This is a genomic window from Pseudomonadales bacterium (genome assembly GCA_041395665.1).
Taxonomy (GTDB): Bacteria; Pseudomonadota; Gammaproteobacteria; order Pseudomonadales; family UBA7239; genus UBA7239.
In genome coordinates, this window is sequence record JAWLAB010000007.1 from 75703 (window position 1) to 97580 (window position 21878).

Sequence of the window (21878 nt, forward strand, 5' to 3'; positions counted from 1 at the left end):
AAGGTAGTAATGGATATTCGCAAAATTAAAAAACTGATTGAGTTGTTAGAAGAATCCAATATCGGTGAATTGGAAATTCGTGAAGGCGAAGAAACGGTGCGCATTTCGCGCAATGGTGTGATGCCAATGATGGCTGCGCCCATGGCTTACGCCGCGCCGCCGGTTGCAGCTGCGCCCGCACCTACTGCTGCGCCTGTAGCGGAAGCACCTGCTGCTGCGCCGGTGTTGTCTGGACATGTGGTGAAATCGCCGATGGTTGGCACTTTTTATCGTTCGCCTTCGCCGGAATCACCAGCGTTTGCTGAAGTGGGGCAGAGTGTGAAAGTGGGCGATGTATTGTGCATCGTCGAAGCGATGAAAATGATGAATCAAATTGAAGCGGATAAAGCCGGCGTTATCAAAGCCATTTTGGTGGACGACGGCGCACCGGTTGAATTTGATCAACCCATGTTCACTATTGCCTGAAGCGATCACCATGCTAAATAAAGTTGTTATTGCTAACCGTGGAGAAATTGCTCTACGGATTTTGCGCGCGTGCAAAGAATTGGGCATCAAAACAGTTGCCGTGCATTCCAAAATTGATCGCGATTTGATGCATGTGCGTTTGGCCGATGAGTCCGTTTGCATCGGACCGAATAAATCTGCGGACAGTTATTTGAGTGTGCCTGCTTTAATTAGCGCGATGGAAATTACCGACGCGCAAGCGGTGCACCCCGGCTACGGTTTTTTGGCAGAAAACGCTAATTTTGCTGAACAAGTAGCAAAAAGTGGTTTTATTTTTATCGGTCCTTCTGCAGATGTGATTCGTTTGATGGGCGATAAAGTTTCCGCCAAAGACGCGATGAAAAAAGCCGGTGTGCCGACTGTTCCTGGTTCGGATGGTGCATTGCCAGATGATGCAGAAGAAATTCTGAAAATTGGTCGCCAAGTTGGTTATCCCGTCATTATTAAAGCAGCAGCCGGTGGTGGTGGTCGCGGTATGCGCGTCGTGAATACCGAGGCGTCACTGGTGAATGCAGTGCAAGTGACACGCAGTGAAGCGCTGGCGGCGTTTGGCGACAGCACGGTGTACATGGAAAAGTTTTTAGAAAATCCGCGTCATGTGGAAATTCAAGTGTTGGCGGATGGTCAAGGTCATGCGATTCATTTAGGTGATCGCGATTGTTCTTTGCAGCGCCGCCATCAAAAAGTGTTAGAAGAAGCGCCAGCGCCAGGTATTCCCGACAAAGTGCGCAAAGAAGTGGCGGATGCTTGCGTCAAAGCTTGTATTGATATTGGCTACAGCGGCGCCGGAACTTTTGAGTTTTTGTACGAGAACGAACGCTTCTATTTCATCGAAATGAATACGCGCGTACAGGTTGAACATCCAGTGACAGAAATGGTGACTGGTATCGACATTGTGAAAGAGCAATTAAAAATCGCCAGTGGCTTGCCGTTGTCGATCAAACAGAAAGATGTGGTGATACGCGGTCACGCTTTTGAGTGCCGTATCAATGCGGAAGATCCAAAAATTTTTACGCCTTGTCCGGGTAAAGTGAATTATTGGCATGCGCCGGGTGGCCCCGGCATTCGCGTGGATTCGCATTTGTATAGCGGCTATTCCATTCCACCGTTTTACGATTCGCTGATCGCAAAAATTATCAGCTACGGTGATGATCGTGCTACGGCGTTTGCGCGTATGCGCACAGCGCTGGATGAAACCGTTATTGACGGTATTCGCTCCAATATCCCTTTGCAACAGGATTTATTGCGCGACGATGCTTTTGCGCGCGGTGGTGTGAATATTCACTATCTTGAGAAAAAATTGGGCATGAAGCACTGAGGTGCTAGCGCGCGGCGGGTGACAGTGAGGGGTGTGTCGGCGACAATAGCGCCCCTCTGTTTTCCCCATTTTGAGGTGTCGCCATGCCGTCCCGCCGTGATCTTGCCAATGCCATTCGTGCGCTGTCCATGGACGCGGTGCAGAAAGCCAACTCAGGTCACCCGGGTGCGCCGATGGGCATGGCTGATATCGCCGAAGTGCTGTGGAACAGCCACCTAAAACACAATCCCGCTAACCCGCATTGGGCTGACCGCGACCGCTTCGTGCTGTCGAATGGACACGGCTCTATGCTGATCTACAGCTTGCTGCACCTTACAGGCTACGCGTTGCCGCTCGACGAGCTGAAAAACTTTCGCCAACTGCATAGCAAAACGCCGGGGCACCCTGAGTACGGTTACGCACCAGGTATCGAAACTGACCGGCCCCTTGGGTCAGGGCATCACCAATGCCGTGGGCATGGCAGTGGCTGAAAAAGTGTTGGCGGCGCAGTTCAATCGAGACGGCCACGCCATCGTCGATCACCACACTTACACCTTCCTCGGTGACGGCTGTTTGATGGAAGGTATCTCGCACGAAGCCTGCTCCTTGGCGGGCACGCTGGGTTTGGGCAAGTTGATTGCGTTTTACGATGACAACGGCATTTCGATTGATGGCGAAGTCGCGGGTGGTCATGGCGTCCCTGGTTGGTTTACGGATGACACCGCAAAGCGTTTTGAATCGTACCACTGGCAAGTGATTGGCCCAATTGATGGTCACGACAGCGCGGCGATTCAATCGGCGATTGAAAAAGCCAAAGCAGAAACAGCAAAGCCATCTTTAATTATTTGCAAAACTATTATCGGTTTTGGTTCGCCCAATAAACAAGGTAAAGAAGAATGCCACGGTGCGCCGTTGGGTGCCGATGAAATCGCGTTGGCGAGAAAAGAATTGAATTGGCCGTACGCGCCTTTTGAAATTCCTGCTGATATTAGTGCTGCGTGGAATGCGCGTGAAAAGGGTGCCGTTGCCGAAAAATTATGGCAAGAAAAATTTGCTGCTTACGCGAAAGCGTATCCACAAGAAGCGGCTGAATTTGAGCGCCGCATGAAAGGTGAATTACCGGCGGATTTTTCTCAACAAGCTGATGCTTATATCGCTGCTTGCCAAGAAAAAGGTGAAACCATTGCCAGTCGCAAAGCGAGCCAAAACACGCTGGGCGCATACGGTTCGCTGTTACCAGAATTTCTCGGTGGCTCGGCGGATCTTGCCGGTTCCAACCTCACGATTTGGAAAGGCAGCAATGGCGCAGTGTGTAAAAGTATTTCTTCCGAGGATGCGAGCGGAAATTATCTTCACTACGGCGTGCGCGAATTTGGCATGAGCGCAATGATGAATGGCATCGCTCTGCACGGTGGTTTTATTCCTTACGGCGCTACTTTTTTAATGTTCATGGAATACGCACGCAATGCTGTGCGTATGGCAGCGTTGATGAAGCAGCGTGTATTGTTTGTGTACACGCACGATTCCATCGGTCTTGGTGAGGACGGTCCTACGCATCAACCCGTTGAGCAACTCACTGCCTTGCGCAGCACACCGCATTTGCACACTTGGCGCCCGTGCGACACCGTGGAATCGGCTGTGAGTTGGAAGGCTGCCATCGAATATCAACACGGACCATCAGCACTCATTTTTTCACGCCAAAACTTACCGCACCAAGCGCGCAGCGCGCAGCAAGTGGCGGATATTGCGCGCGGCGGCTATATCTTGAAAGATTCTGTCGGCGCACCCAAAGTCATTTTGATTGCCACCGGTTCCGAAGTGGATTTGGCCATGCAAGCCGCTGCGCAATTGGGTGATGGTGCGCGCGTAGTGTCTATGCCGTGTGCAGAAGTGTTTTGTGCGCAGCATGAAGATTATCGCGAAGCGGTGTTGCCAAAAGCGGTGCGCGCTCGCGTGGCGATTGAGGCGGGGCATGCGGATTACTGGCACAAGTTTGTCGGCTTGGATGGTCGCGTGATCGGTATAAATCGCTTTGGTGAATCAGCGCCTGCCAATCAATTGTTCAAAGAGTTTGGTTTTACCGTTGAGCATGTGGTGGCTGCTGCAAAAGCCACACTGGGTTAAGCAATGGCCTTGCGGCTCGCCATCAACGGCTACGGCCGCATCGGTCGCTGTGTGTTGCGCGCGCTGTATGAGCGCAATTTGCAGGGTCGATACAAAATTGTGGCGATCAACGAGCCTGCCGAGCCGGCAACAATTGCCTATCTCACGCGCTATGATTCTACGCACGGTCATTTTTCTGGTGTTGTTGAACAAGAAAAAAATACGCTAATCGTTAACGGTGATGTAATCGCGCTCTCTGCACATAAATCCTTAGAAGCATTGGATTGGAGTTCGCACAATGTTGATATTGTGTTGGAATGCAGCGGTGTATTTTCTTCGCGCAAAAAAGCGCAGGCGCATATCAAAGCTGGCGCGAAGCGAGTTTTATTTTCGCAGCCGGCCGATCATGATATTGATGCTGCTGTTGTGTGCGGTGTCAATGAGGCTGTACTGCAAGCAGAACACACGATTGTGTCAGCCGCGTCTTGTACCACCAACGCCATCGTTCCTGTTATAAAAGTCTTGGATGATCAATTTGGCGTAGTGAATGGCGTGTTGACCACTATTCACTCTGCGATGAATGATCAACCTGTATTGGATGGCTATCACCACACCGATTTACGAAAAACACGCGCAGCATTGCAGTCGATTATTCCGATTGATACACAGTTAGCGCGTGGCATCGAACGCATTCTTCCGCATTTGCAAGGTTGCTTTGCCGCGCAAGCACTGCGCGTACCGACGCAGAATGTTTCGGCGATGGATTTATCGGTATTGTTGAAAAAGCCGGTGGATATTTCTGCCGTCAATAATGCGCTGCGTGGTGCAGCGAATGGTGCACTGCAAAATATTCTTGGCTACACCGAGGAGCCACTCGCCTCCTGTGATTTCAATCACGATGCGCGCTCCGGCATCGTCGATGCCAGCCAAACCCGCGTCAGCGGCCAATTGGTCAAAGTCTTGGTGTGGTTCGATAACGAGTGGGCCTACGCCAACCGTATGTTGGATATCGTGCAGCGTTGGGTTTGATCGCACATCCCTTGAATCCTCAGTGCCTACCCCCCATATAGACAGCCTGTCGCACGGCGATGTCTGCGCCGTGGAGTGTATTCGCAGGAGATTAAAGTGACTGAATCAGAAAATCCCGTAACGCCTGAGCCTACCGAGAATGAAAGCGCGCAAGCGGAAGCCAGTGCGTCACCAGCGACGGACACACTGCAAGCCGAGCTAGCAGCCGCGCGCGACCAAGTGCTGCGTGCCAATGCGGAGATGCAGAATGTGCGCCGCCGTGCCGAGCAGGATGTAGAGAAGGCGCACAAGTTTGCGCTGGAGCGGTTTGCGGGTGAGCTGCTGACAGTGGTGGACAATTTAGAGCGTGCGTTGGCGGCGATTGCTGATGATGATGCGACGCACCGCGAAGGTGTGGAGTTAACACTGAAATCGCTACTTGCCGCGCTGGAAAAGCACGGCGTGAATTTGATCAACCCACACGGCGAAGCCTTCAATCCTGAGCATCATCAAGCGATCACGATGTTGGATATTCCGGGTGCAGCGCCGAACACCGTGGCGGAAGTGATGCAGAAAGGCTACAGCATCAACGGTCGTTTGCTGCGCCCCGCGATGGTGGTGGTGGCGAAGCCCGCGACTTGAACAGACTTGAAAACTGCAACAGTAAACCCAATAAACGAATCATCGAATTGAAAGCCGCACAGCGGCGCGAGTGGAGAAAACGACATGGGTAAAATTATCGGTATTGACCTCGGCACTACTAACTCTTGTGTGGCCGTGTTGGAAGGCGACAAAGTCAAAGTGATCGAAAACGCAGAAGGTGATCGCACCACACCGTCGATTGTCGCGTTCACGGATGACAGTGAAGTATTGGTCGGTCAAAGCGCAAAACGCCAAGCAGTCACTAATCCATCTAACACTTTATTTGCAGTAAAACGCTTGATTGGTCGTCGTTTTAAAGACGATGTTGTGCAAAAAGATATCAGCATGGTGCCGTACAAAATTGTTGCAGCAGACAATGGTGATGCGTGGGTAGAAGTGAAAGACGACAAAAAAGCGCCGCCACAAATTTCTGCCGAAGTTTTGAAAAAAATGAAAAAAACTGCCGAAGATTATCTCGGTGAAAAAGTAACAGAAGCGGTTATTACCGTGCCTGCTTACTTCAATGATTCGCAACGACAAGCTACCAAAGATGCTGGCCGTATTGCGGGTTTGGAAGTGAAAAGAATTATCAACGAGCCGACTGCGGCTGCGCTGGCTTTTGGTATGGATAAAAAAGAAGGTGACCGCAAAATTGCTGTGTACGATTTGGGCGGCGGTACTTTTGATATCTCCATCATCGAAATTGCGGAAGTCGATGGCGAGCATCAGTTTGAAGTATTGTCTACCAACGGTGACACTTTCCTCGGTGGTGAAGATTTTGACCTCGCGCTGATTGACTACTTGGCAGAAGAGTTCAAGAAAACGAACAGCATTAATTTGAAAGGTGATCCGTTGGCGATGCAGCGCTTAAAAGAAGCGGCAGAGAAAGCAAAAATTGAATTGTCTTCTGCGCAACAAACCGAAGTGAACTTACCTTACATCACGGCGGATGCCACAGGCCCTAAACACTTGGTGGTGAAATTATCGCGCGCCAAATTGGAAGCCTTGGTAGAAGGTTTGGTTGATCGCTCCATGGGGCCATTAAAAACTGCGCTGCAAGACGCTGGTTTGAAAGCCTCTGATATTGAAGATGTGATCTTGGTGGGCGGTCAAACGCGTATGCCGCTGGTGCAGAAAAAAGTGGCCGATTTCTTCGGTAAAGAGCCGCGTAAAGATGTGAACCCTGATGAAGCGGTGGCAATGGGTGCTGCGATTCAAGGCGCGGTGTTGTCGGGTGATGTTAAAGATGTGTTGTTGTTGGATGTCACACCGTTGACGCTGGGTATAGAAACCATGGGTGGTGTTGCCACGCCATTGATTGAGAAAAACACCACGATTCCTACCAAGAAATCACAAGTATTCTCAACGGCAGATGACAATCAGACAGCAGTGACAATTCATGTCGTGCAGGGTGAGCGTAAACAGGCTTCGCAAAATAAATCGCTCGGTCGTTTTGATTTGGCCGATATTCCGCCTGCACCTCGCGGTATGCCACAAATCGAAGTGACATTTGATATCGATGCCAACGGTATTTTGAATGTCAGTGCGAAAGACAAAGCGACAGGCAAGCAGCAATCTATCGTCATCAAAGCATCTTCTGGTTTGAGTGATGACGAGATTCAACAAATGGTGCGCGATGCAGAAGCGAATGCTGAAGCGGACAAAAAGTTTGAAGAGATCGTGTCTGCACGCAATATGGCTGAAGGCTTGGCACACGCTACGCGTAAAACTTTGACAGAAGCAGGCGACAAGGCGACTGCTGATGAAAAAGAAGCCATCGAGTCTGCTTTGAAAGAAGTGGATGAAGCGGTGAAGACGGATGACAAAGATCGCATCGATGCAGCGGTGCAAAAATTGTCGGAAGCTTCTTCTGGTCTTGCACAAAAAATGTATGCAGATGCCGCAGCGCAACAGCAGGACGGTGATGCAGGGCAGCAAGGTGGCGGTGACGATGTGGTTGACGCTGAGTTCGAAGAAGTCAAAGACAAGTAATACCGATTGTTGAGATAAAAAACACAGAGCGCGGCATGTCCGCGCTTTTGTGTTCATAGATGCAGAGAGAAAAATCATGGCTAAACGCGATTACTACGAAGTGCTAGGCGTGAAACGCGACGCAAGCGCTGATGAAATTAAAAAAGCTTATCGTCGCATCGCGATGAAGTTTCATCCTGATCGCAATCCCGATAACAAAGAAGCTGAAGAGAAATTTAAGGAAGCGGCAGAAGCTAACGAAATTCTCAGCGATGAACAAAAGCGCGCCGCTTACGATCGCATGGGTCATGCAGCCTTTGAACAGGGTGGCATGGGCGGCGGTGGAGCAGGTGCGGGCGGCTTTGGCGATATTTTCGGCGATGTATTTGGCGATATTTTTGGTGGCGGCGGTCGCGGTCGTTCACGCGGCGGCCCACAGCGCGGTTCGGATTTGCGCTACAACTTGGATGTCAGCTTGGAAGAAGCGGTACACGGCACGACCACCAAGATCCGCATTCCTACTTTGGCATCCTGCAAAACTTGCGACGGCTCTGGCGCAAAAGCCGGTAGCAAGCCGGTCACTTGCGGCACTTGCGGTGGCGCAGGGCAAGTGCGCATTCAGCAAGGCTTTTTTACCGTGCAGCAAACCTGCCGCGCTTGCGGCGGTCGCGGCACCACCATCAGTGACCCTTGTGGTACTTGCCACGGTCAGGGGCGCATCGAAGAAGAAAAAACGCTGTCGGTCAAAATCCCGCCTGGTGTCGATAACGGCGATCGCATTCGTCTGACGGGCGAAGGCGAGGCGGGTACTTTGGGTGGGCCGAATGGCGATTTGTATGTGCAGGTGAATGTGCGTCCGCACAAGATTTTCGAGCGCGAAGGCAAAAACTTGTACTGCGAAGTGCCGATCAGTTTTGTCGATGCCGCGCTCGGCGGCGAGATCGAGGTGCCTACGCTAGATGGAAAAGTGATGCTGAAAGTGCCGGAAGAAACACAGACCGGCAAGCTGTTCCGTTTGCGTGGCAAAGGTGTTGCGCCAGTGCGCGGTGGCGGCGTTGGCGATTTGATTTGCAAAGTGGTAGTGGAAACGCCAGTCAAACTGAGCAAGCAGCAGAAAGATATTCTGCGTCAGTTCCAAGCATCTACCGAAGGTGCACAGCACTCGCCGCGTAAAAGCTCTTGGTTCGATGGTGTGAAATCATTCTTTGACGATCATAAACCTTAATCCGCAGTGCGCGGTTTGGCTGTCTCGGCAGTGGATCTGGGGCTATAATTCGCGCGCCTGTTTCCCACCCTCTGGAGGTGTTCTGTGAAATTATTGATCAAAGCCTTTTCTCTTTCTGCTGTGTTAGCCACTGTAGTTGCCGTCGCTTCCGTACAGGCGGAAGACAAGAGCGCAGCCAATACCGCGCCCGTTGGACAAACTTGCTTGCAAGGCCAAGCTTGTGCAGCAGCGGCCACCGCCAGCGCTGGCGGTGCACCGAGATCGGGAGAAGAGGTTTACAAAAAATCTTGCATAACTTGTCACGGTGCCGGTGTTGCTGGTGCGCCTAAAGCACATGACGACGCAGCTTGGGCGCCACGCGTAGCGAAAGGTAAGGATACGCTGTACAAGCATGCTGAAGTGGGCTTTAACGCTATGCCACCAAAAGGCTTGTGCATGGATTGCTCTAGCGATGAGCTGAAAGCGGCTGTGGACTTCATGCTAGGCAAGTAAAATCTTGCTGAATCGGTTCTAAAGCGCCCCGTTTATCGGGGCGTTTTTGTTTGTATCCGCGTCGCATTTCTTTGTCTTGCGCTGGTACAGTAGACGGCAGCAACCTTCCAAATATGGGTGCTGAAAAATCAAGGAGTATGCATGAGTAACGCCGCGAAAGTTCGAGCGCCGGAGCGTTTGTTGGATTTACGCAACACGCTGGACGATTTAGTCGCCGATGGTTTGATGGATAAACGCGATGCCAATTTTTTATCTGGCACGCCGCGTTCTCGTGAAAATGCACTGCTGCATCCGATTACTTTTATTGCCAAAATGAATTTGCAAGATCAGCAGCGAGCAGGCAAGTTGTTGGATGAAGAGCGTCTGGCGCGTTGGATGGCAGAAAAATCGGATCAAACCTATTTTCATATTGATCCTCTCAAAATTGATGCCAGTAAAGTCACAGAGTTGATGTCTTTTGCCTTCGCTAAACGCCATCAAATTTTGTGCGTGGGTATTAGCAAAGAGGAGATGGTTGTAGCGAGTTCGCAACCTTGGATTTATGCGTGGGAGGATGACCTTAAACATATTGCGCGTCGAGAAATTCGCCGTGTGGTGGTGAAGCCAAGCGAGCTGTCGCGTTACACCGTGGAATTTTATTCCTTGGCAAAGTCTGTTTCGGATGCTACCGATACGGATTACGGCAATAAATTTGGTATTGGCAATTTTGAACAGCTGCTCAAATTGTCGGAATTAAAAGATCCGGAGGCAAACGATCAACACATCATCAATATTGTGGATTGGATGCTGCAATACGCTTATGCACAACGCGCCAGTGATATTCATATCGAACCACGGCGTGAAGTGGGTAAAGTGCGTTTTCGTATTGATGGTGTTTTGCATCAAGTGTATGAATTGCCAGCGCGCGTGATGATTGCTGTCACCAGTCGCTTAAAAATTCTCGGCCGCATGAATATTGCTGAAAAGCGCAAACCGCAAGATGGCCGTATCAAAACACAAAAACCAGACGGTAGTGAAGTCGAGTTGCGTATGTCGGTCTTGCCAACTGCATTCGGCGAAAAATTGGTAATGCGAATTTTTGATCCAGAAATTTTGGTAAAAACTTTTCCAGAATTAGGGCTGATCAACGAGGATTTAAAACGCTGGACACAATTGATCAATCAGCCCAATGGGATTTTGTTGGTTACAGGACCAACTGGTTCCGGTAAAACCACCACGCTCTATTCCTCGTTAAAGCAAATTGCAACACCAGAAGTGAATGTGTCGACGATCGAAGATCCCATCGAAATGGTGGAAGAAGCATTTAACCAAATGCAAGTGAATCGCGCGGTTGATTTAGATTTTGCTGTGGGTGTACGCACGCTGATGCGACAAGATCCAGACATCATCATGATTGGTGAGATTCGTGATCAAGAAACAGCGGATATGGCAGTGCAAGCGGCGATGACAGGGCATTTAGTGTTGTCGACACTGCATACCAATGATGCACCGAGCTCGGTTTCGCGTTTGCTGGATTTAGGTGTGCCGTCTTATTTATTGCGCTCAGTTATGCTCGGTGTAATGGCGCAGCGTTTGGTGCGTCGTTTATGTGTGCATTGCAAAGAAGAAACAGAAGTCAGTGAGGAGGCGTGGAAGTCGTTAACTGCGCCGTGGAAGGTGTCTGTACCTGCGCGTTGCTTTAAACCGGTTGGTTGTTTGGAGTGCAGAAATACGGGCTACAAAGGGCGCGAAGGTATTTACGAAATCATGCTGTTTACCGATGAAATAAAAATGATGATTGGTGACAAAGTAGATATCAATCAAATTCGACAGCAGGCAATGCGTGAAGGTATGCGTACGCTGCGCTTATCTGGCGCGCAGAAAGTAGCTTCAGGACTCACAACGGTTGAAGAGGTAATGCGTGTTGCGCCTGCATTGGATCGATTTAACGGATGAAGCTAGGAAAAAATATACCGGAATGGTTGCAAACGGAGTTTGAAAGAAAACAGGAACAATTTGTTAATGTTCTAAATGATGAACAGTGCGCGCAATTTTCTGCATTGCAGTCTGATGTTGTTTTTGTGCAAGAGTTAACAGCGGTTTTCTTGGGTAGCGAGTTCTTTTTTGAGAGCAGCTTGCGTCATCCAGATAGATTTTTTGCATTGTTTTTCGATGATGGCGCAGGGAGGCTAGTCGATCAGCAGCCTGACTATGCGTCTCTCGCCCAATCAATGGCTGAGTTTTTGTTGCAAGCGCAGAGCGAAGATGAACTGATGCATGTGCTGCGCGTTTTTCGTCAGCGGCAGATGATGCGTATTATTTGGCGCGATATCACGCGCCGCGCAGAAACACTGGCAACCACGGCAGCGCTGACGGTGCTGGCGGATGTCTGTATTCAAACAGCGGTGGATTTTCTCTATCAGCGAGCGTGTGTGGAATGGGGAACGCCCATCGGCGCACAAAGTGGAGAGTCGCAGTCATTGCTCGTTCTCGGTATGGGAAAGCTCGGTGCGTTTGAGCTAAATCTTTCATCCGATATTGATTTGATTTTTGCCTACGATGAAAGCGGTGAAACACAAGGTAAGCCGCGCAGTACTCAATGCGTTTTTGCAAATTAGAGGTCAAAAAGTGACTGGAATTAACGGATAAAAAAACCACGGACGGTTTTACATTTTGTATTTCGTGTTGATATGCGTCTGCGTCCTTATCAGTGACGGCATGGCGTTGGCGTTGAATTACGATGCAATGAACGGTATTACGGCGGGGACGCAGTCGGGAACGCTACGCCATGATTAAGAGGTTCAGTTGGTGGCATGGCGATGCCAAATAAACAACGCAGTGATCAGATGTTGCGCCGCTTTACTTTCCGTCGCTATTTGGATTTTTCTTCGATTGATGCGCTGCGTGATCTTAAACGACAAATTGAGCGCGAAGTAGCTAAAAAAGGTATGGCCGACAATGTCAAATTAGGTGCTGGTGGCATTCGAGAAGTTGAATTTATCGTACAGATGTTCCAGTTGATTCACGGTGGTCGTGATAGTGATTTGCAACCGTCTCCAGTGATCAATATGTTGGAGCAATTGGGCAGCAAAGGATTTCTATCGGTAGAAGAAGTAGCTGTGTTGCGAGAGGCGTACTTGTTTGCGCCAATGTTGAGCCTTATTGCAAGCGTGGCGTGATGAGCAGACGCAAAGTTTACCGAAGAATTGCAGCAACAAATACATGGCAGCAGCTGTTAGTTTTAGCAGTTATGAAGAGTTTTATGCTGCTCTACAAATACACCGTACACATGTACAGCGTATTTTAAAAAGCGTGGTGCGCCACCAGCTGAAGGCAGTAGCGGAAAATGACGCATGGACATTGGCAACAAGGGGATGCTGCAGGATGATCTTAATGTAAGAAGAGTGGTTAAGCGGGCTTTTCTAATTTGGTATTGCAGAAAAAAGTTTATGGAAGAACGACAAGTATTGCTGGATTATGTGAAAGTCGAGCAAGACTAAACCGTTTTATTATTGCCTGCACGAAAGCACTATCAGTCGAAAATCCTGCGGTAGTTTTTGATCGCTTGTTACCCTTATTAAAAGCAGTTTTACGCCGCTCATCATACTTGGTACTGTTACTAGAAAATCCACAAGCATTAAAACAATTAGTTCTTTTGGTGCGTTCAAGCACATGGATTGCAGAGCAATTAGCAGAATGGCCTGTATTACTCGATGAACTGATTGATATCCGCAATTTGTATCGTGATATTGCGCCATCGCGTGAAGATTTGTCGAGTTTATTGCGTCAACACATGTTGCGCATCCCAGAAGATGATTTGGAAGCGCAAATGGAAGCGCTGCGCCAATTCAAGCTCGCACACAGTTTGCGCGCAGCGGCGTGTGAAGTAACAGGGCGTTTACAGTTGATGAAAGTCAGCGATTACTTAACTTTCATGGCAGAAACAATTTTAGATTTTGTTTTGCGTTTGGCTTGGCGCTTGTTGGTAGAGAAGCACGGTGTACCCTATTTGGATGTAAACATCGCCAGCGATCTTGGTTTTATTGTTATCGGCTATGGAAAAATGGGTGGATTGGAATTGGGTCACGGTTCCGATTTGGATTTGGTTTTTATTCACGCGGGCAGCAGCGGTGAAACGCAAGCGGATACGAGTATTGGTCAAACAGCTATCGAGAACGGTATATTTTTTACGCGTCTCGGCCAGCGCATTATTCATATACTCGGCACGCGTATGATGAATGGTATTTTGTACGAAGTGGATATGCGTTTGCGCCCATCCGGCAATTCGGGTTTGTTGGTAGCGAGCTTAAACAGTTTTGAACGCTATCAAGAAAAAGATGCATGGACTTGGGAACATCAAGCCTTGACACGCACACGCGTTGTCGCCGGTGATGCGTTGCTGGCAAAACATTTTTCCGATGTGCGTGGAAAAGTGTTAGGGCGGGAGCGCGACATCGAACAATTGCGCCGCGATGTGGTCGAGATGCGCGAAAAAATGCGCGCGCAATTGGATAAAAGTGACGCGCAGCATTTTGATTTGAAGCACGGCGTGGGCGGCATCGTCGATCTGGAATTTATCGTGCAGTTCAGTGTGTTGGCGAGTGGATATAAGCATCCCAATTTACTGATCTGGCCGGATAATATCCGCATCCTCGAACAGATGGCGATTAGTGCGCTGATGACTAACGAGCAGGCCGAGGCGTTAATGGAAGCCTACCGCCGCCTGCGCGCGCGAGGGCATCGTCGCACCCTGCTCGGTGAGCCGACTTTGATTGGTGTTGATGAGCTGCTGCCTGAGCGAGAAACCGTGAGGGAGGCGTGGCACAGCATTCTGGGAGCGTAAAAACTCCTATAATGTGCGCCCGCTGTAAACACTCTCGGAGTTCCTGATATGAGCATGTCAGATCGCGATGGCCTGATCTGGTTCGATGGCAAACTGGTTCCTTGGCGCGACGCCAAAGTCCATGTCCTCACCCACACCTTGCACTACGGCATGGGCGTGTTCGAGGGTGTGCGTGCTTACGAAACCGAGTCGAAAGGCACTTGTATTTTCCGCTTGCAGGAACACACCGATCGCCTATTTGATTCCGCCAAAATCATGAACATGCAGATTCCGTTTACCAAAGACGAAATCAATGAAGCGCAACGCGCGGCAGTGCGAGAAAACAATCTGCCTTCTGCTTACATTCGCCCGATGGTGTTTTACGGATCGGAAGCGATGGGTCTGCGCGCCAAAGGTTTGACCGTGCATGTCATCGTCGCCGCGTGGTCGTGGGGCGCGTACATGGGTGATGAAGCGCTGCAAAACGGCATTAAAGTGCGCACCAGTTCCTACACGCGTCACCATGTCAATATTTCGATGACGCGCGCCAAAGCCAACGGTCACTACATCAATTCCATGTTGGCGTTGAATGAAGCGCTGTCTGGCGGTGCGGAAGAAGCGTTGCTGTTGGATCCTGAAGGTTATGTCGCCGAAGGCTCTGGCGAGAATATTTTTATCGTGCGCAATGGTGTGATTTACACGCCGGAATTGACCGCGTGTTTGAACGGCATCACGCGTGACACTATTTTCCATCTCGCCAAAGAAATCGGTTGTGAAGTGGTAGAAAAACGCATCACACGCGATGAAGTGTATATCGCCGATGAAGCGTTCTTCACTGGCACTGCTGCAGAAGTGACACCGATTCGTGAATTGGATGGGCGCAGCATTGGCACAGGCAAACGCGGACCGATCACAGAAAAATTACAGAGCTTGTATTTCGATCAAGTGAAAGGTCGCCGCAGTCAGTTCTCGCAATGGCTATCGCCGGTGAAGTGAGTGGCAATTCTTGGAAGCAGCGAAAAAGTCAGCCGCTGGTGTTGGGCGGGCTGTCTATCAGTCAGCTCGTGCTCAATGAGAGGGATGGCTGACATTGTGAGGATATTTTTTGATTCCTCCGCTTTCGCCAAACGCTATGTGAGTGAGGCGGGAACAGACGATGTGTTGTCCTTGTGTCAGCAAGCGACGGAGTTGTGCCTGTCTGCTATCGCTATTCCTGAATTGGTATCAGCGTTTTGTCGTTTGCAACGAGAAGGGCATATCACCATGGTGCAATATCAAGCACTCAAGAAAAATTTATTGCTAGATATTGCTGATGCCGCTGTTTGTGATTTAACACCGACAGTGATGCGGCACACTTTATTGAGTCTTGAAGAAAATAATTTGCGCGCCATGGATGCTATTCATGTTGGTTCCGCACTGGCATTGCAAGTTGATCGGTTTGTGACGGCGGATGTGCGGCAATTAAATGCTGCGAAACAAATGGGCTTGCAGGTGTTTCATGTCTAGTGCGCACAACGATTCAAAAAACATTCTCGTCATCGGTCCTGCTTGGGTCGGCGATATGGTGATGGCGCAAGTGCTGTTTCGCCTGCTGAAACAAAACCATCCCACTTGCGAAATTGATGTGTTGGCGCCCGCGTGGAGTGCGCCGCTGTTGGCGCGTATGCCAGAAGTGCGCAGCAGTTTTGATCTGCCACTGAAACACGGCGAGTTTGGTTTTGCTGCGCGACGAGAAATTGGTCATGCCTTGCGCGGAAAATATCAGCAAGCGATTTTACTGCCCAATTCTTGGAAGTCAGCATTGGTTCCGTTTTTTGCCAACATTCCGCTGCGCACCGGTTGGCGCGGTGAAATGCGTTACGGCGTGTTAAATGATGTGCGTGTATTGGATAAAGAAAAATATCCGCTGATGATTGAACGCTTCGCGGCACTGGCATTTGCAAAAAATGAAAAGTTACCAGAACAATTGCCGTATCCGCAATTATTGATTGATGACAACGAACGACAACAGGCTCTGCAAAGATACACATTGGATTTGCAGAAGCCGGTGTTGGCGTTGTGCCCGGGCGCAGAGTTTGGTCCAGCCAAACGCTGGCCTGAACAGCATTACGCGGAAGTCGCGCGCGTGCGAATTGCACAAGGCGAGCAAGTGTGGATTTTTGGTTCACAAAATGATGTTGTTGTGGCAGAAAGTATTCGCGCTGCGTTGCCTGAAGCGCAGAGAGAATATTGCTTCAATTTGGCAGGAAAAACTGCATTAGCGGAAGCAATAGATTTATTGTCTTACGCGCAAGCGGTGGTGAGTAACGATTCCGGTTTGATGCATATTGCTGCTGCTTTACAGAGGCCGCTGGTGGCTGTATACGGCTCATCGTCACCGCAATTTACGCCGCCGTTGTCGGATGCAGTTGAAATTGTGCGTTTGGGTATTGAATGTAGCCCGTGTTTTCAGCGTGAGTGTCCGTTGGGACATTTGAAATGTTTGAAGGAATTGCCGCCGCAACGCATTTTGGATGCCTTGAATAAATTGCTGCCACAAAAGGTGCAAGTGCAAAAGGCATTAGTGCAATGAAGCGCGTATTGATCGTTAAAACATCGTCGATGGGTGATGTGATTCATACACTGCCCGCGGTGAGTGATGCGTGCGCAGCAATACCCGATATTCAATTTGATTGGGTGGTGGAAGAAGCGTTTGCCGAAATCCCAGCATGGCATCCATCTGTTAGCAAAGTGATTCCTGTGGCAATTCGCCGTTGGCGAAAAAACCTATTTCGTTTTATCGGCAGTGATGAGTGGACGGTGTTTCGTCATGCGATTGCTGCAGAGCAATACGATGCTGTTATCGACGCGCAGGGTTTGGTAAAAAGTGCGCTGCTGACAAAATTTGCGCACGGTACAGTGTACGGTTATGACAGAAAAACGGTGCGCGAACCGCTGGCAAGTTTGGCGTATCAGAAAACTTTTACAGTAGAAAAAGATCAGCATGCCGTTGAGAGAACGCGAGAATTGTTTGCGCAAGTCTTGAATTATCAAAAACCGACCACGGCGCCGAATTACGGCATTGATCGCCGTCGTTTTGGTGAGCAAACAGATCCGCCTTATGTGTTGTTTTTGCACGGGACGACGCGCAGTGATAAACATTGGCCGGATGAATATTGGCAAGCACTGTGCCGCTTGGTGTGCGATTCAGGCATGAATGTTAAATTGCCGTGGTGGTCTGATGCTGAACATCGTCGTGCGCGACAAATTGCAGAAATGCATCCGCGTGCAGAAGTGTTGTCGCGCACGAATTTGGCGGGCATGGCGAGCATCATTGCGCGTGCGCGCGCTGTGGTGGCGGTGGATACAGGTTTAGGGCATTTGGCTGCGGCATTGGCAGTGCCGAGCTTATCTTTGTACGGCAGCACTTCGCCTGCATTGATTGGCGCATACGGTCCCAATCAATTCCACTTGTGCGCGCAGGAATGCACGCGCAGCCATAACAAATATGTGCAACCGGCTGTGTTTGCTGCGCTCACGCCAGCGATTGTTTTTGGTCGTTTAAATGAATTACTCAATCGTCAAGGTTATGAGCTGTCATGATGATTGAAAAACAAAATACTGTGCATTTGGTGTTTGCGCTGTATCGCTATTTTCCGTTTGGCGGTTTGCAGCGCGATATGTTGCGTATTGCCAAGGCCTGTGTTGAGTGTGGCGCCAGCGTAAAAGTTTTTTGTGCAGAATGGGATGGCGAACTGCCAGAAGATATTGCCGTGGAGCGTTTAGCGGTTTCAGGTTTTACCAATCACAGCCGCAATCGTGCTTTTTCTATGGCGTTGCAAAAAAATTAAAAAATGAGCAGGCGGATTTGGTGGTGGGTTTAACAAAATGCCTCATCTGGATGTGTATTACGCGGCGGATACTTGTTTTAAAGCGAAGCTGATGCAAGAGCGCATACCGCAGCTGCGATTTTTGCCGCGCTATCGTCAATATTTGCATGATGAAAAGGCGGTATTTGATGCAGCGAGTCAAACAAAAATTCTTGCTATCGCACAGCGCAGTGTCGATGAATATGAACAGTATTACGCAGGTGCGGCGCAGCGTTGCACGGTGTTGCCGCCTGGCATCAATCCCGATCGTCGCGCTGGATCTGATGCATATGAACTGCGCAAAAAATTTCGACAAGCGTGGTCATTGTCAGACGAAGAAAAATTAGTGTTGTTGATAGGTTCAGGATTCCGCACTAAAGGTGTCGATCGCGCGATTCGTGCGTTAGCGGCACTACCTGAAAATTTGTTGCAGCGCACGCGCATGATGGTGATTGGGCAAGATCGCCCTGATGCTTTTTTGCGTTTGGCGGCGCAATTGAGTGTTGAGAAACGCATACAGTTTTTATCAGGGCGTGATGATGTTCCGCAATTTTTATTGGGCGCTGATGTATTGCTGCACCCAGCGTATCGTGAAAATACCGGCACGGTTTTGTTGGAAGCGGCAGTTGCAGGTTTACCGGTGTTGACGACGGCAGTGTGCGGTTACAGTCATTACATTCGCGCGCACGAATGCGGCATAGTGATCGACGAGCCTTATTCACAGACGGCGTTAAACAATGCGTTGACTACTATGCTGCAAGATGACAAGCGGCGTGCTGAGTGGCAAAGCAATGCACTGCGTATGGCAGAGACGGCCGATATTTATTCGCTGTTTGAACGCGCGGCTGATTTTATTGTGTCGGCAGCAAGGGAAAAAGTGTCGTGAAACTGTTTCTCAATACTGAGTGGCAAAACTTGTGGCAAGGGAAAGATCCTTTTGCCGAAGCGCGCGCGCTGCAGGGGCAGGTTTATCGCAGCAAAGAAGGTCGTCGCACGCTGCGTTTTGAGCAGGATGGTCGAGGTTTCTTTCTCAAGTATCACGCAGGTGTGGGCTGGAAAGAAATTATTAAAAATCTTGTGCAGTTGCGTTTGCCGGTGTTGGGCGCAGAAAATGAATTCAATGCCTGTAACGCACTAAAGAAACTCAATGTCGACACCATGACGCCGGTAGCTTTTGGTGCGCGCGGCAGCAATCCTGCACAACAAGAATCTTTCCTGATCACAGAAGAATTGGCTAATACCATCAGTTTGGAGGATTACTGCAAACCTTGGTCCAGCACGCCGCCATCCTTGCTCGAGAAACGCACCGTCATTAGAAAATTGGCGCAGATCAGCAAATCGTTGCACGAGAACGGTATCAATCATCGCGATTATTATTTGTGCCATTTTTTACGCGCCGATGACGGAAAGTTGTTTCGCCAGCAAGACGCTTTGTATGTGATCGATTTGCATCGCGCACAGTTGCGAAAATCCACGCCGCAGCGTTGGTTGATAAAAGATTTGGCGGGCTTGTTTTATTCGGCATTTGATTTGCCGCTGACGCCGCGCGATATCTTGTGTTTCCTATCGGTTTATCGCCGATCGTGGTTGCGTGAATCTCCTGCTGTATTGCGAGAGATTGCGGATAAAGCTGTTGCTTTATATCAAAAAGATTTTGGTAAACAGCCGCCGGAGCCGATCGCTGAGATATTGAATATGAGGGCGAAGTGATGCGCCCTGCATTGCCGTTGCTTGATTTATCACAAGCGCCTTCAGTGTTGTTTTTTTACGGCCTGTCCGGCGCAGGAAAACATATGTTGGTCAGTTGGTGAGCCAGTTGTCAGGACGATTTTTTTACGATGCCGATCACGATATTTCTCCGGCGATGCAGCAGGCTTTGGATACACACCAACCTTTTACAGAAGCCATGCGCAATGAGTATTTTCCTCGTGTAGCCTGCAATATTGCCGCGCTACAAAAAAAATATACTTCACTGGTGGTGGCGCAAGGTACTTACAAACAGCGGCATCGCGATTTTTTGCAAGCTGCCGTTACAGATATCGACATGATTTGTGTGGTGTGTGAGAAGGAGATGATGCAAGCGCAGTTACAACAACGCGCGCGCGGTATTTCCAGTGCCAGTGCTGCTGCGCTGTTGGCTGATTTTGAGTCGCCGCATGCTGGAGAAAAAGTGCTGCACAATCGCGGTGATGACGCAGACATCGTGCGTCAGCTCAACCTTTGGTATGCGTGCTGATGCGGCTCGATAAATTTGTGGCGCAAGCCGCTGATCTCACACGCCGGCAGGCACAGAAAGCGGTGCGTGCAGGTGATGTCTGTGTTGATGGTGTTGTAATAAAAAAACCAGAGCAACATATCCAAGCAGAAAATACTGTAACTCTGTGTGGTGGATTGCTGAAAATTTTACCGCTGCGTTATTTTATGCTGCATAAACCACAAGGCTATGTATGTGCTAATAGCGATGGTCATCATCCTGTGGTGTTAGATTTGCTGCGTGAACCACAGTGTGAAAGATTGCAAATTGCGGGGCGTTTGGATGTGGATACCACAGGCTTAGTGTTGATTACGGATGACGGGCAGTGGAATCATCGCGTTACTTCGCCTTCGTTGCACTGTCAGAAAATATATGTCGCGACTTTAGATCAACCGTTGTCAGGCGCCGCCGCCGATTTATTGCGTAACGGCATACAGTTGGATGGTGAAAAAAAACGCACAAAACCTGCGCAGGTTTCTTTTTTGAATGAACAGAAAACACAAGTTCGCTTGGCGATACATGAAGGAAAATACCACCAAGTCAAACGCATGTTTGCTGCGGTGGGTAACCATGTGCACACACTACATCGTGAGTCCATCGGTGATATTGTTTTGGATGCCAAGTTGGTATTAGGTGAGTATCGCGCATTAACCTCAGAAGAAATTGCGAGTGTTTTCGTGTGAAACAGGATATTGCATTTGAGGTGCTGTTACCTTTTTTGCATGCTGTGCAGGGAGAGATGTTGTGGATTGCAGATGAAACAGCGTTGGATTGGATCAGTGTTGTGCCTGCATCGCCGCAGCTATCAATTTATAGCAATCGGTTTGATGTAGTGCAGGCGGCGAATGCTGCGGGGCACCAAGCCGTGTTCTCTGATTTTGATTTTACTCATCTGCAAGATAAACATTACGCCCGCATTGTTTATCGCATCTCCAAAGAAAAAGCGGTGGTGCAACATGTGATCAACAGCGCTGCGCATTTGCTAGCGCCAGAGGGTGAGTTTTTTGTAGCGGGTTTAAAGCAAGAGGGTATTAAAACTTTTCTTGATCAGTGTGGTGATGTGTTTGTCGAGAGTAGCAGTAAGAAAATGGGCTTGGCATATTTGGGCTGTTTCTCGCACACAAAAAACAACGCCAAAGTATTAGGCATGGATGAATACCATGCACTGCAATGGCTGGAGACAGACTCGCTGGCATTTTTTAGCAAGCAAGGCGCATTTGGTTGGAACAAAATCGATGAGGGCAGTGTGCTGCTCATTTCCGTAGCAGATGCTGTGTATTCTTCATTGCCGGTCCCGCCGCGATCACTGTTGGATCTCGGTTGTGGTTATGGTTATCTCACACTGATGACGCGCCATTGGCCTATGCAAAAACGCACAGCCACGGATAATGGTGCAGCTGCACTATTGGGGATGCGTGCCAACGCAGAACATTACGCACTGGCTGTTGATGTAGTAGCGAGCAATGCAGGTGATGCGTTACAGAGCGGCACATTTGATTTGATCTTGTGCAATCCACCGTTTCATCGCGGCACTGCTGTATCACAAGATTTAACCGATTTGTTTTTGCAGCAGACTGCGCGTTTGTTGCAGCCAAAAGGTGTAGCGCTGTTTGTGGTGAATGCATTTATTCCATTGGAACAAAAAGCATTGCAGTGGTTTAAGTCAATTGAGTTGCAGACCAGCAATCGATCCTACAAAGTATTCAAATTACAGAAATAAATGGTAGAAATAA

General features: G+C 49.4%; 21 protein-coding genes and 1 pseudogene. All 22 read left to right on the forward strand.

Annotation, left to right across the window (positions count from 1 at the left end; genetic code table 11):
• The first annotated feature begins 9 nt into the window (after positions 1-9).
• Positions 10-465 carry an acetyl-CoA carboxylase biotin carboxyl carrier protein gene (gene accB / locus R3E63_09670; GenBank protein ID MEZ5540190.1) on the forward strand — a complete coding sequence of 152 codons (456 nt, stop codon included), beginning with the start codon at positions 10-12 and terminating at the stop codon, positions 463-465.
• Between the two features lie 10 nt (positions 466-475).
• Entirely contained in the window at positions 476-1822 is a 1347-nt protein-coding gene (gene accC / locus R3E63_09675) for an acetyl-CoA carboxylase biotin carboxylase subunit (GenBank protein MEZ5540191.1), read from the forward strand.
• 83 nt (positions 1823-1905) lie between these two features.
• Positions 1906-3925 (forward strand): annotated as a pseudogene (tkt, locus tag R3E63_09680) (transketolase).
• Between the two features lie 3 nt (positions 3926-3928).
• Positions 3929-4933 (forward strand): glyceraldehyde 3-phosphate dehydrogenase NAD-binding domain-containing protein, encoded by a 1005-nt coding sequence (locus R3E63_09685; protein ID MEZ5540192.1) that lies wholly within the window; start codon positions 3929-3931, stop codon positions 4931-4933.
• 96 nt (positions 4934-5029) lie between these two features.
• On the forward strand, positions 5030-5554 hold the full coding sequence (grpE, locus tag R3E63_09690; protein MEZ5540193.1) for a nucleotide exchange factor GrpE: 525 nt from the start codon (positions 5030-5032) through the stop codon (positions 5552-5554).
• A gap of 84 nt (positions 5555-5638) precedes the next feature.
• Positions 5639-7546: a molecular chaperone DnaK gene (gene dnaK / locus R3E63_09695; GenBank protein MEZ5540194.1), complete on the forward strand. Its 1908-nt coding sequence runs from the start codon at positions 5639-5641 to the stop codon at positions 7544-7546.
• 76 nt (positions 7547-7622) lie between these two features.
• On the forward strand, positions 7623-8750 hold the full coding sequence (dnaJ, locus tag R3E63_09700) for a molecular chaperone DnaJ (protein ID MEZ5540195.1): 1128 nt from the start codon (positions 7623-7625) through the stop codon (positions 8748-8750).
• Between the two features lie 84 nt (positions 8751-8834).
• The gene (locus R3E63_09705; protein ID MEZ5540196.1) at positions 8835-9242 is read left to right on the forward strand and encodes a c-type cytochrome; all 408 of its coding nucleotides are present in this window, start codon (positions 8835-8837) and stop codon (positions 9240-9242) included.
• A gap of 141 nt (positions 9243-9383) precedes the next feature.
• Complete coding sequence (locus tag R3E63_09710; protein MEZ5540197.1) at positions 9384-11177, forward strand: GspE/PulE family protein; 1794 nt, start codon at positions 9384-9386, stop codon at positions 11175-11177.
• Positions 11174-11839, forward strand: coding sequence for a hypothetical protein (locus R3E63_09715; protein MEZ5540198.1), 666 nt, complete (start codon positions 11174-11176; stop codon positions 11837-11839). Before R3E63_09710 ends, R3E63_09715 begins: the two co-directional genes overlap by 4 nt.
• Positions 11840-12034: 195 nt before the next feature.
• A complete protein-coding gene (locus R3E63_09720) occupies positions 12035-12400 on the forward strand; it encodes a hypothetical protein (GenBank protein ID MEZ5540199.1) in 366 nt (121 codons plus the stop codon).
• Between the two features lie 254 nt (positions 12401-12654).
• On the forward strand, positions 12655-14064 hold the full coding sequence (gene glnE / locus R3E63_09725) for a bifunctional [glutamate--ammonia ligase]-adenylyl-L-tyrosine phosphorylase/[glutamate--ammonia-ligase] adenylyltransferase (GenBank protein MEZ5540200.1): 1410 nt from the start codon (positions 12655-12657) through the stop codon (positions 14062-14064).
• Positions 14065-14112: 48 nt separating this feature from the next.
• On the forward strand, positions 14113-15039 hold the full coding sequence (locus R3E63_09730; protein MEZ5540201.1) for a branched-chain amino acid transaminase: 927 nt from the start codon (positions 14113-14115) through the stop codon (positions 15037-15039).
• An 84-nt stretch (positions 15040-15123) separates the two neighbouring features.
• Positions 15124-15549: a type II toxin-antitoxin system VapC family toxin gene (locus R3E63_09735; protein MEZ5540202.1), complete on the forward strand. Its 426-nt coding sequence runs from the start codon at positions 15124-15126 to the stop codon at positions 15547-15549.
• The gene (gene waaF / locus R3E63_09740; protein ID MEZ5540203.1) at positions 15542-16615 is read left to right on the forward strand and encodes a lipopolysaccharide heptosyltransferase II; all 1074 of its coding nucleotides are present in this window, start codon (positions 15542-15544) and stop codon (positions 16613-16615) included. Before R3E63_09735 ends, waaF begins: the two co-directional genes overlap by 8 nt.
• The gene (waaC, locus tag R3E63_09745) at positions 16612-17625 is read left to right on the forward strand and encodes a lipopolysaccharide heptosyltransferase I (GenBank protein ID MEZ5540204.1); all 1014 of its coding nucleotides are present in this window, start codon (positions 16612-16614) and stop codon (positions 17623-17625) included. Before waaF ends, waaC begins: the two co-directional genes overlap by 4 nt.
• A complete protein-coding gene (locus R3E63_09750; protein ID MEZ5540205.1) occupies positions 17622-17873 on the forward strand; it encodes a hypothetical protein in 252 nt (83 codons plus the stop codon). Before waaC ends, R3E63_09750 begins: the two co-directional genes overlap by 4 nt.
• A 37-nt stretch (positions 17874-17910) precedes the next feature.
• A complete protein-coding gene (locus tag R3E63_09755; GenBank protein MEZ5540206.1) occupies positions 17911-18777 on the forward strand; it encodes a glycosyltransferase in 867 nt (288 codons plus the stop codon).
• Complete coding sequence (rfaP, locus tag R3E63_09760; GenBank protein MEZ5540207.1) at positions 18774-19601, forward strand: lipopolysaccharide core heptose(I) kinase RfaP; 828 nt, start codon at positions 18774-18776, stop codon at positions 19599-19601. Before R3E63_09755 ends, rfaP begins: the two co-directional genes overlap by 4 nt.
• 97 nt (positions 19602-19698) lie before the next feature.
• Positions 19699-20127 (forward strand): hypothetical protein, encoded by a 429-nt coding sequence (locus R3E63_09765; protein MEZ5540208.1) that lies wholly within the window; start codon positions 19699-19701, stop codon positions 20125-20127.
• Positions 20127-20828: a 16S rRNA pseudouridine(516) synthase RsuA gene (gene rsuA, locus R3E63_09770; protein ID MEZ5540209.1), complete on the forward strand. Its 702-nt coding sequence runs from the start codon at positions 20127-20129 to the stop codon at positions 20826-20828. The genes R3E63_09765 and rsuA overlap by 1 nt, the downstream gene beginning before the upstream one ends.
• Positions 20825-21865, forward strand: a complete 1041-nt coding sequence (locus R3E63_09775) for a methyltransferase (protein ID MEZ5540210.1) — start codon at positions 20825-20827, stop codon at positions 21863-21865. Before rsuA ends, R3E63_09775 begins: the two co-directional genes overlap by 4 nt.
• The last annotated feature ends 13 nt before the right edge of the window (positions 21866-21878 follow it).

Excerpts from the sequence above, each read along its gene's own strand:
- R3E63_09750 (MEZ5540205.1), top strand. The coding sequence starts at position 17,622 with ATGATGATTGAAAAACAAAATACTGTGCATTTGGTGTTTGCGCTGTAT.
- dnaJ (MEZ5540195.1), top strand. The coding sequence starts at position 7,623 with ATGGCTAAACGCGATTACTACGAAGTGCTAGGCGTGAAACGCGACGCA.
- accB (MEZ5540190.1), top strand. The coding sequence starts at position 10 with ATGGATATTCGCAAAATTAAAAAACTGATTGAGTTGTTAGAAGAATCC.
- R3E63_09755 (MEZ5540206.1), top strand. The coding sequence starts at position 17,911 with ATGCCTCATCTGGATGTGTATTACGCGGCGGATACTTGTTTTAAAGCG.
- R3E63_09710 (MEZ5540197.1), top strand. The coding sequence starts at position 9,384 with ATGAGTAACGCCGCGAAAGTTCGAGCGCCGGAGCGTTTGTTGGATTTA.
- R3E63_09735 (MEZ5540202.1), top strand. The coding sequence starts at position 15,124 with ATGGCTGACATTGTGAGGATATTTTTTGATTCCTCCGCTTTCGCCAAA.
- R3E63_09730 (MEZ5540201.1), top strand. The coding sequence starts at position 14,113 with ATGAGCATGTCAGATCGCGATGGCCTGATCTGGTTCGATGGCAAACTG.
- rsuA (MEZ5540209.1), top strand. The coding sequence starts at position 20,127 with ATGCGGCTCGATAAATTTGTGGCGCAAGCCGCTGATCTCACACGCCGG.
- R3E63_09715 (MEZ5540198.1), top strand. The coding sequence starts at position 11,174 with ATGAAGCTAGGAAAAAATATACCGGAATGGTTGCAAACGGAGTTTGAA.
- waaC (MEZ5540204.1), top strand. The coding sequence starts at position 16,612 with ATGAAGCGCGTATTGATCGTTAAAACATCGTCGATGGGTGATGTGATT.
- dnaK (MEZ5540194.1), top strand. The coding sequence starts at position 5,639 with ATGGGTAAAATTATCGGTATTGACCTCGGCACTACTAACTCTTGTGTG.
- R3E63_09720 (MEZ5540199.1), top strand. The coding sequence starts at position 12,035 with ATGGCGATGCCAAATAAACAACGCAGTGATCAGATGTTGCGCCGCTTT.
- waaF (MEZ5540203.1), top strand. The coding sequence starts at position 15,542 with ATGTCTAGTGCGCACAACGATTCAAAAAACATTCTCGTCATCGGTCCT.
- accC (MEZ5540191.1), top strand. The coding sequence starts at position 476 with ATGCTAAATAAAGTTGTTATTGCTAACCGTGGAGAAATTGCTCTACGG.
- R3E63_09685 (MEZ5540192.1), top strand. The coding sequence starts at position 3,929 with ATGGCCTTGCGGCTCGCCATCAACGGCTACGGCCGCATCGGTCGCTGT.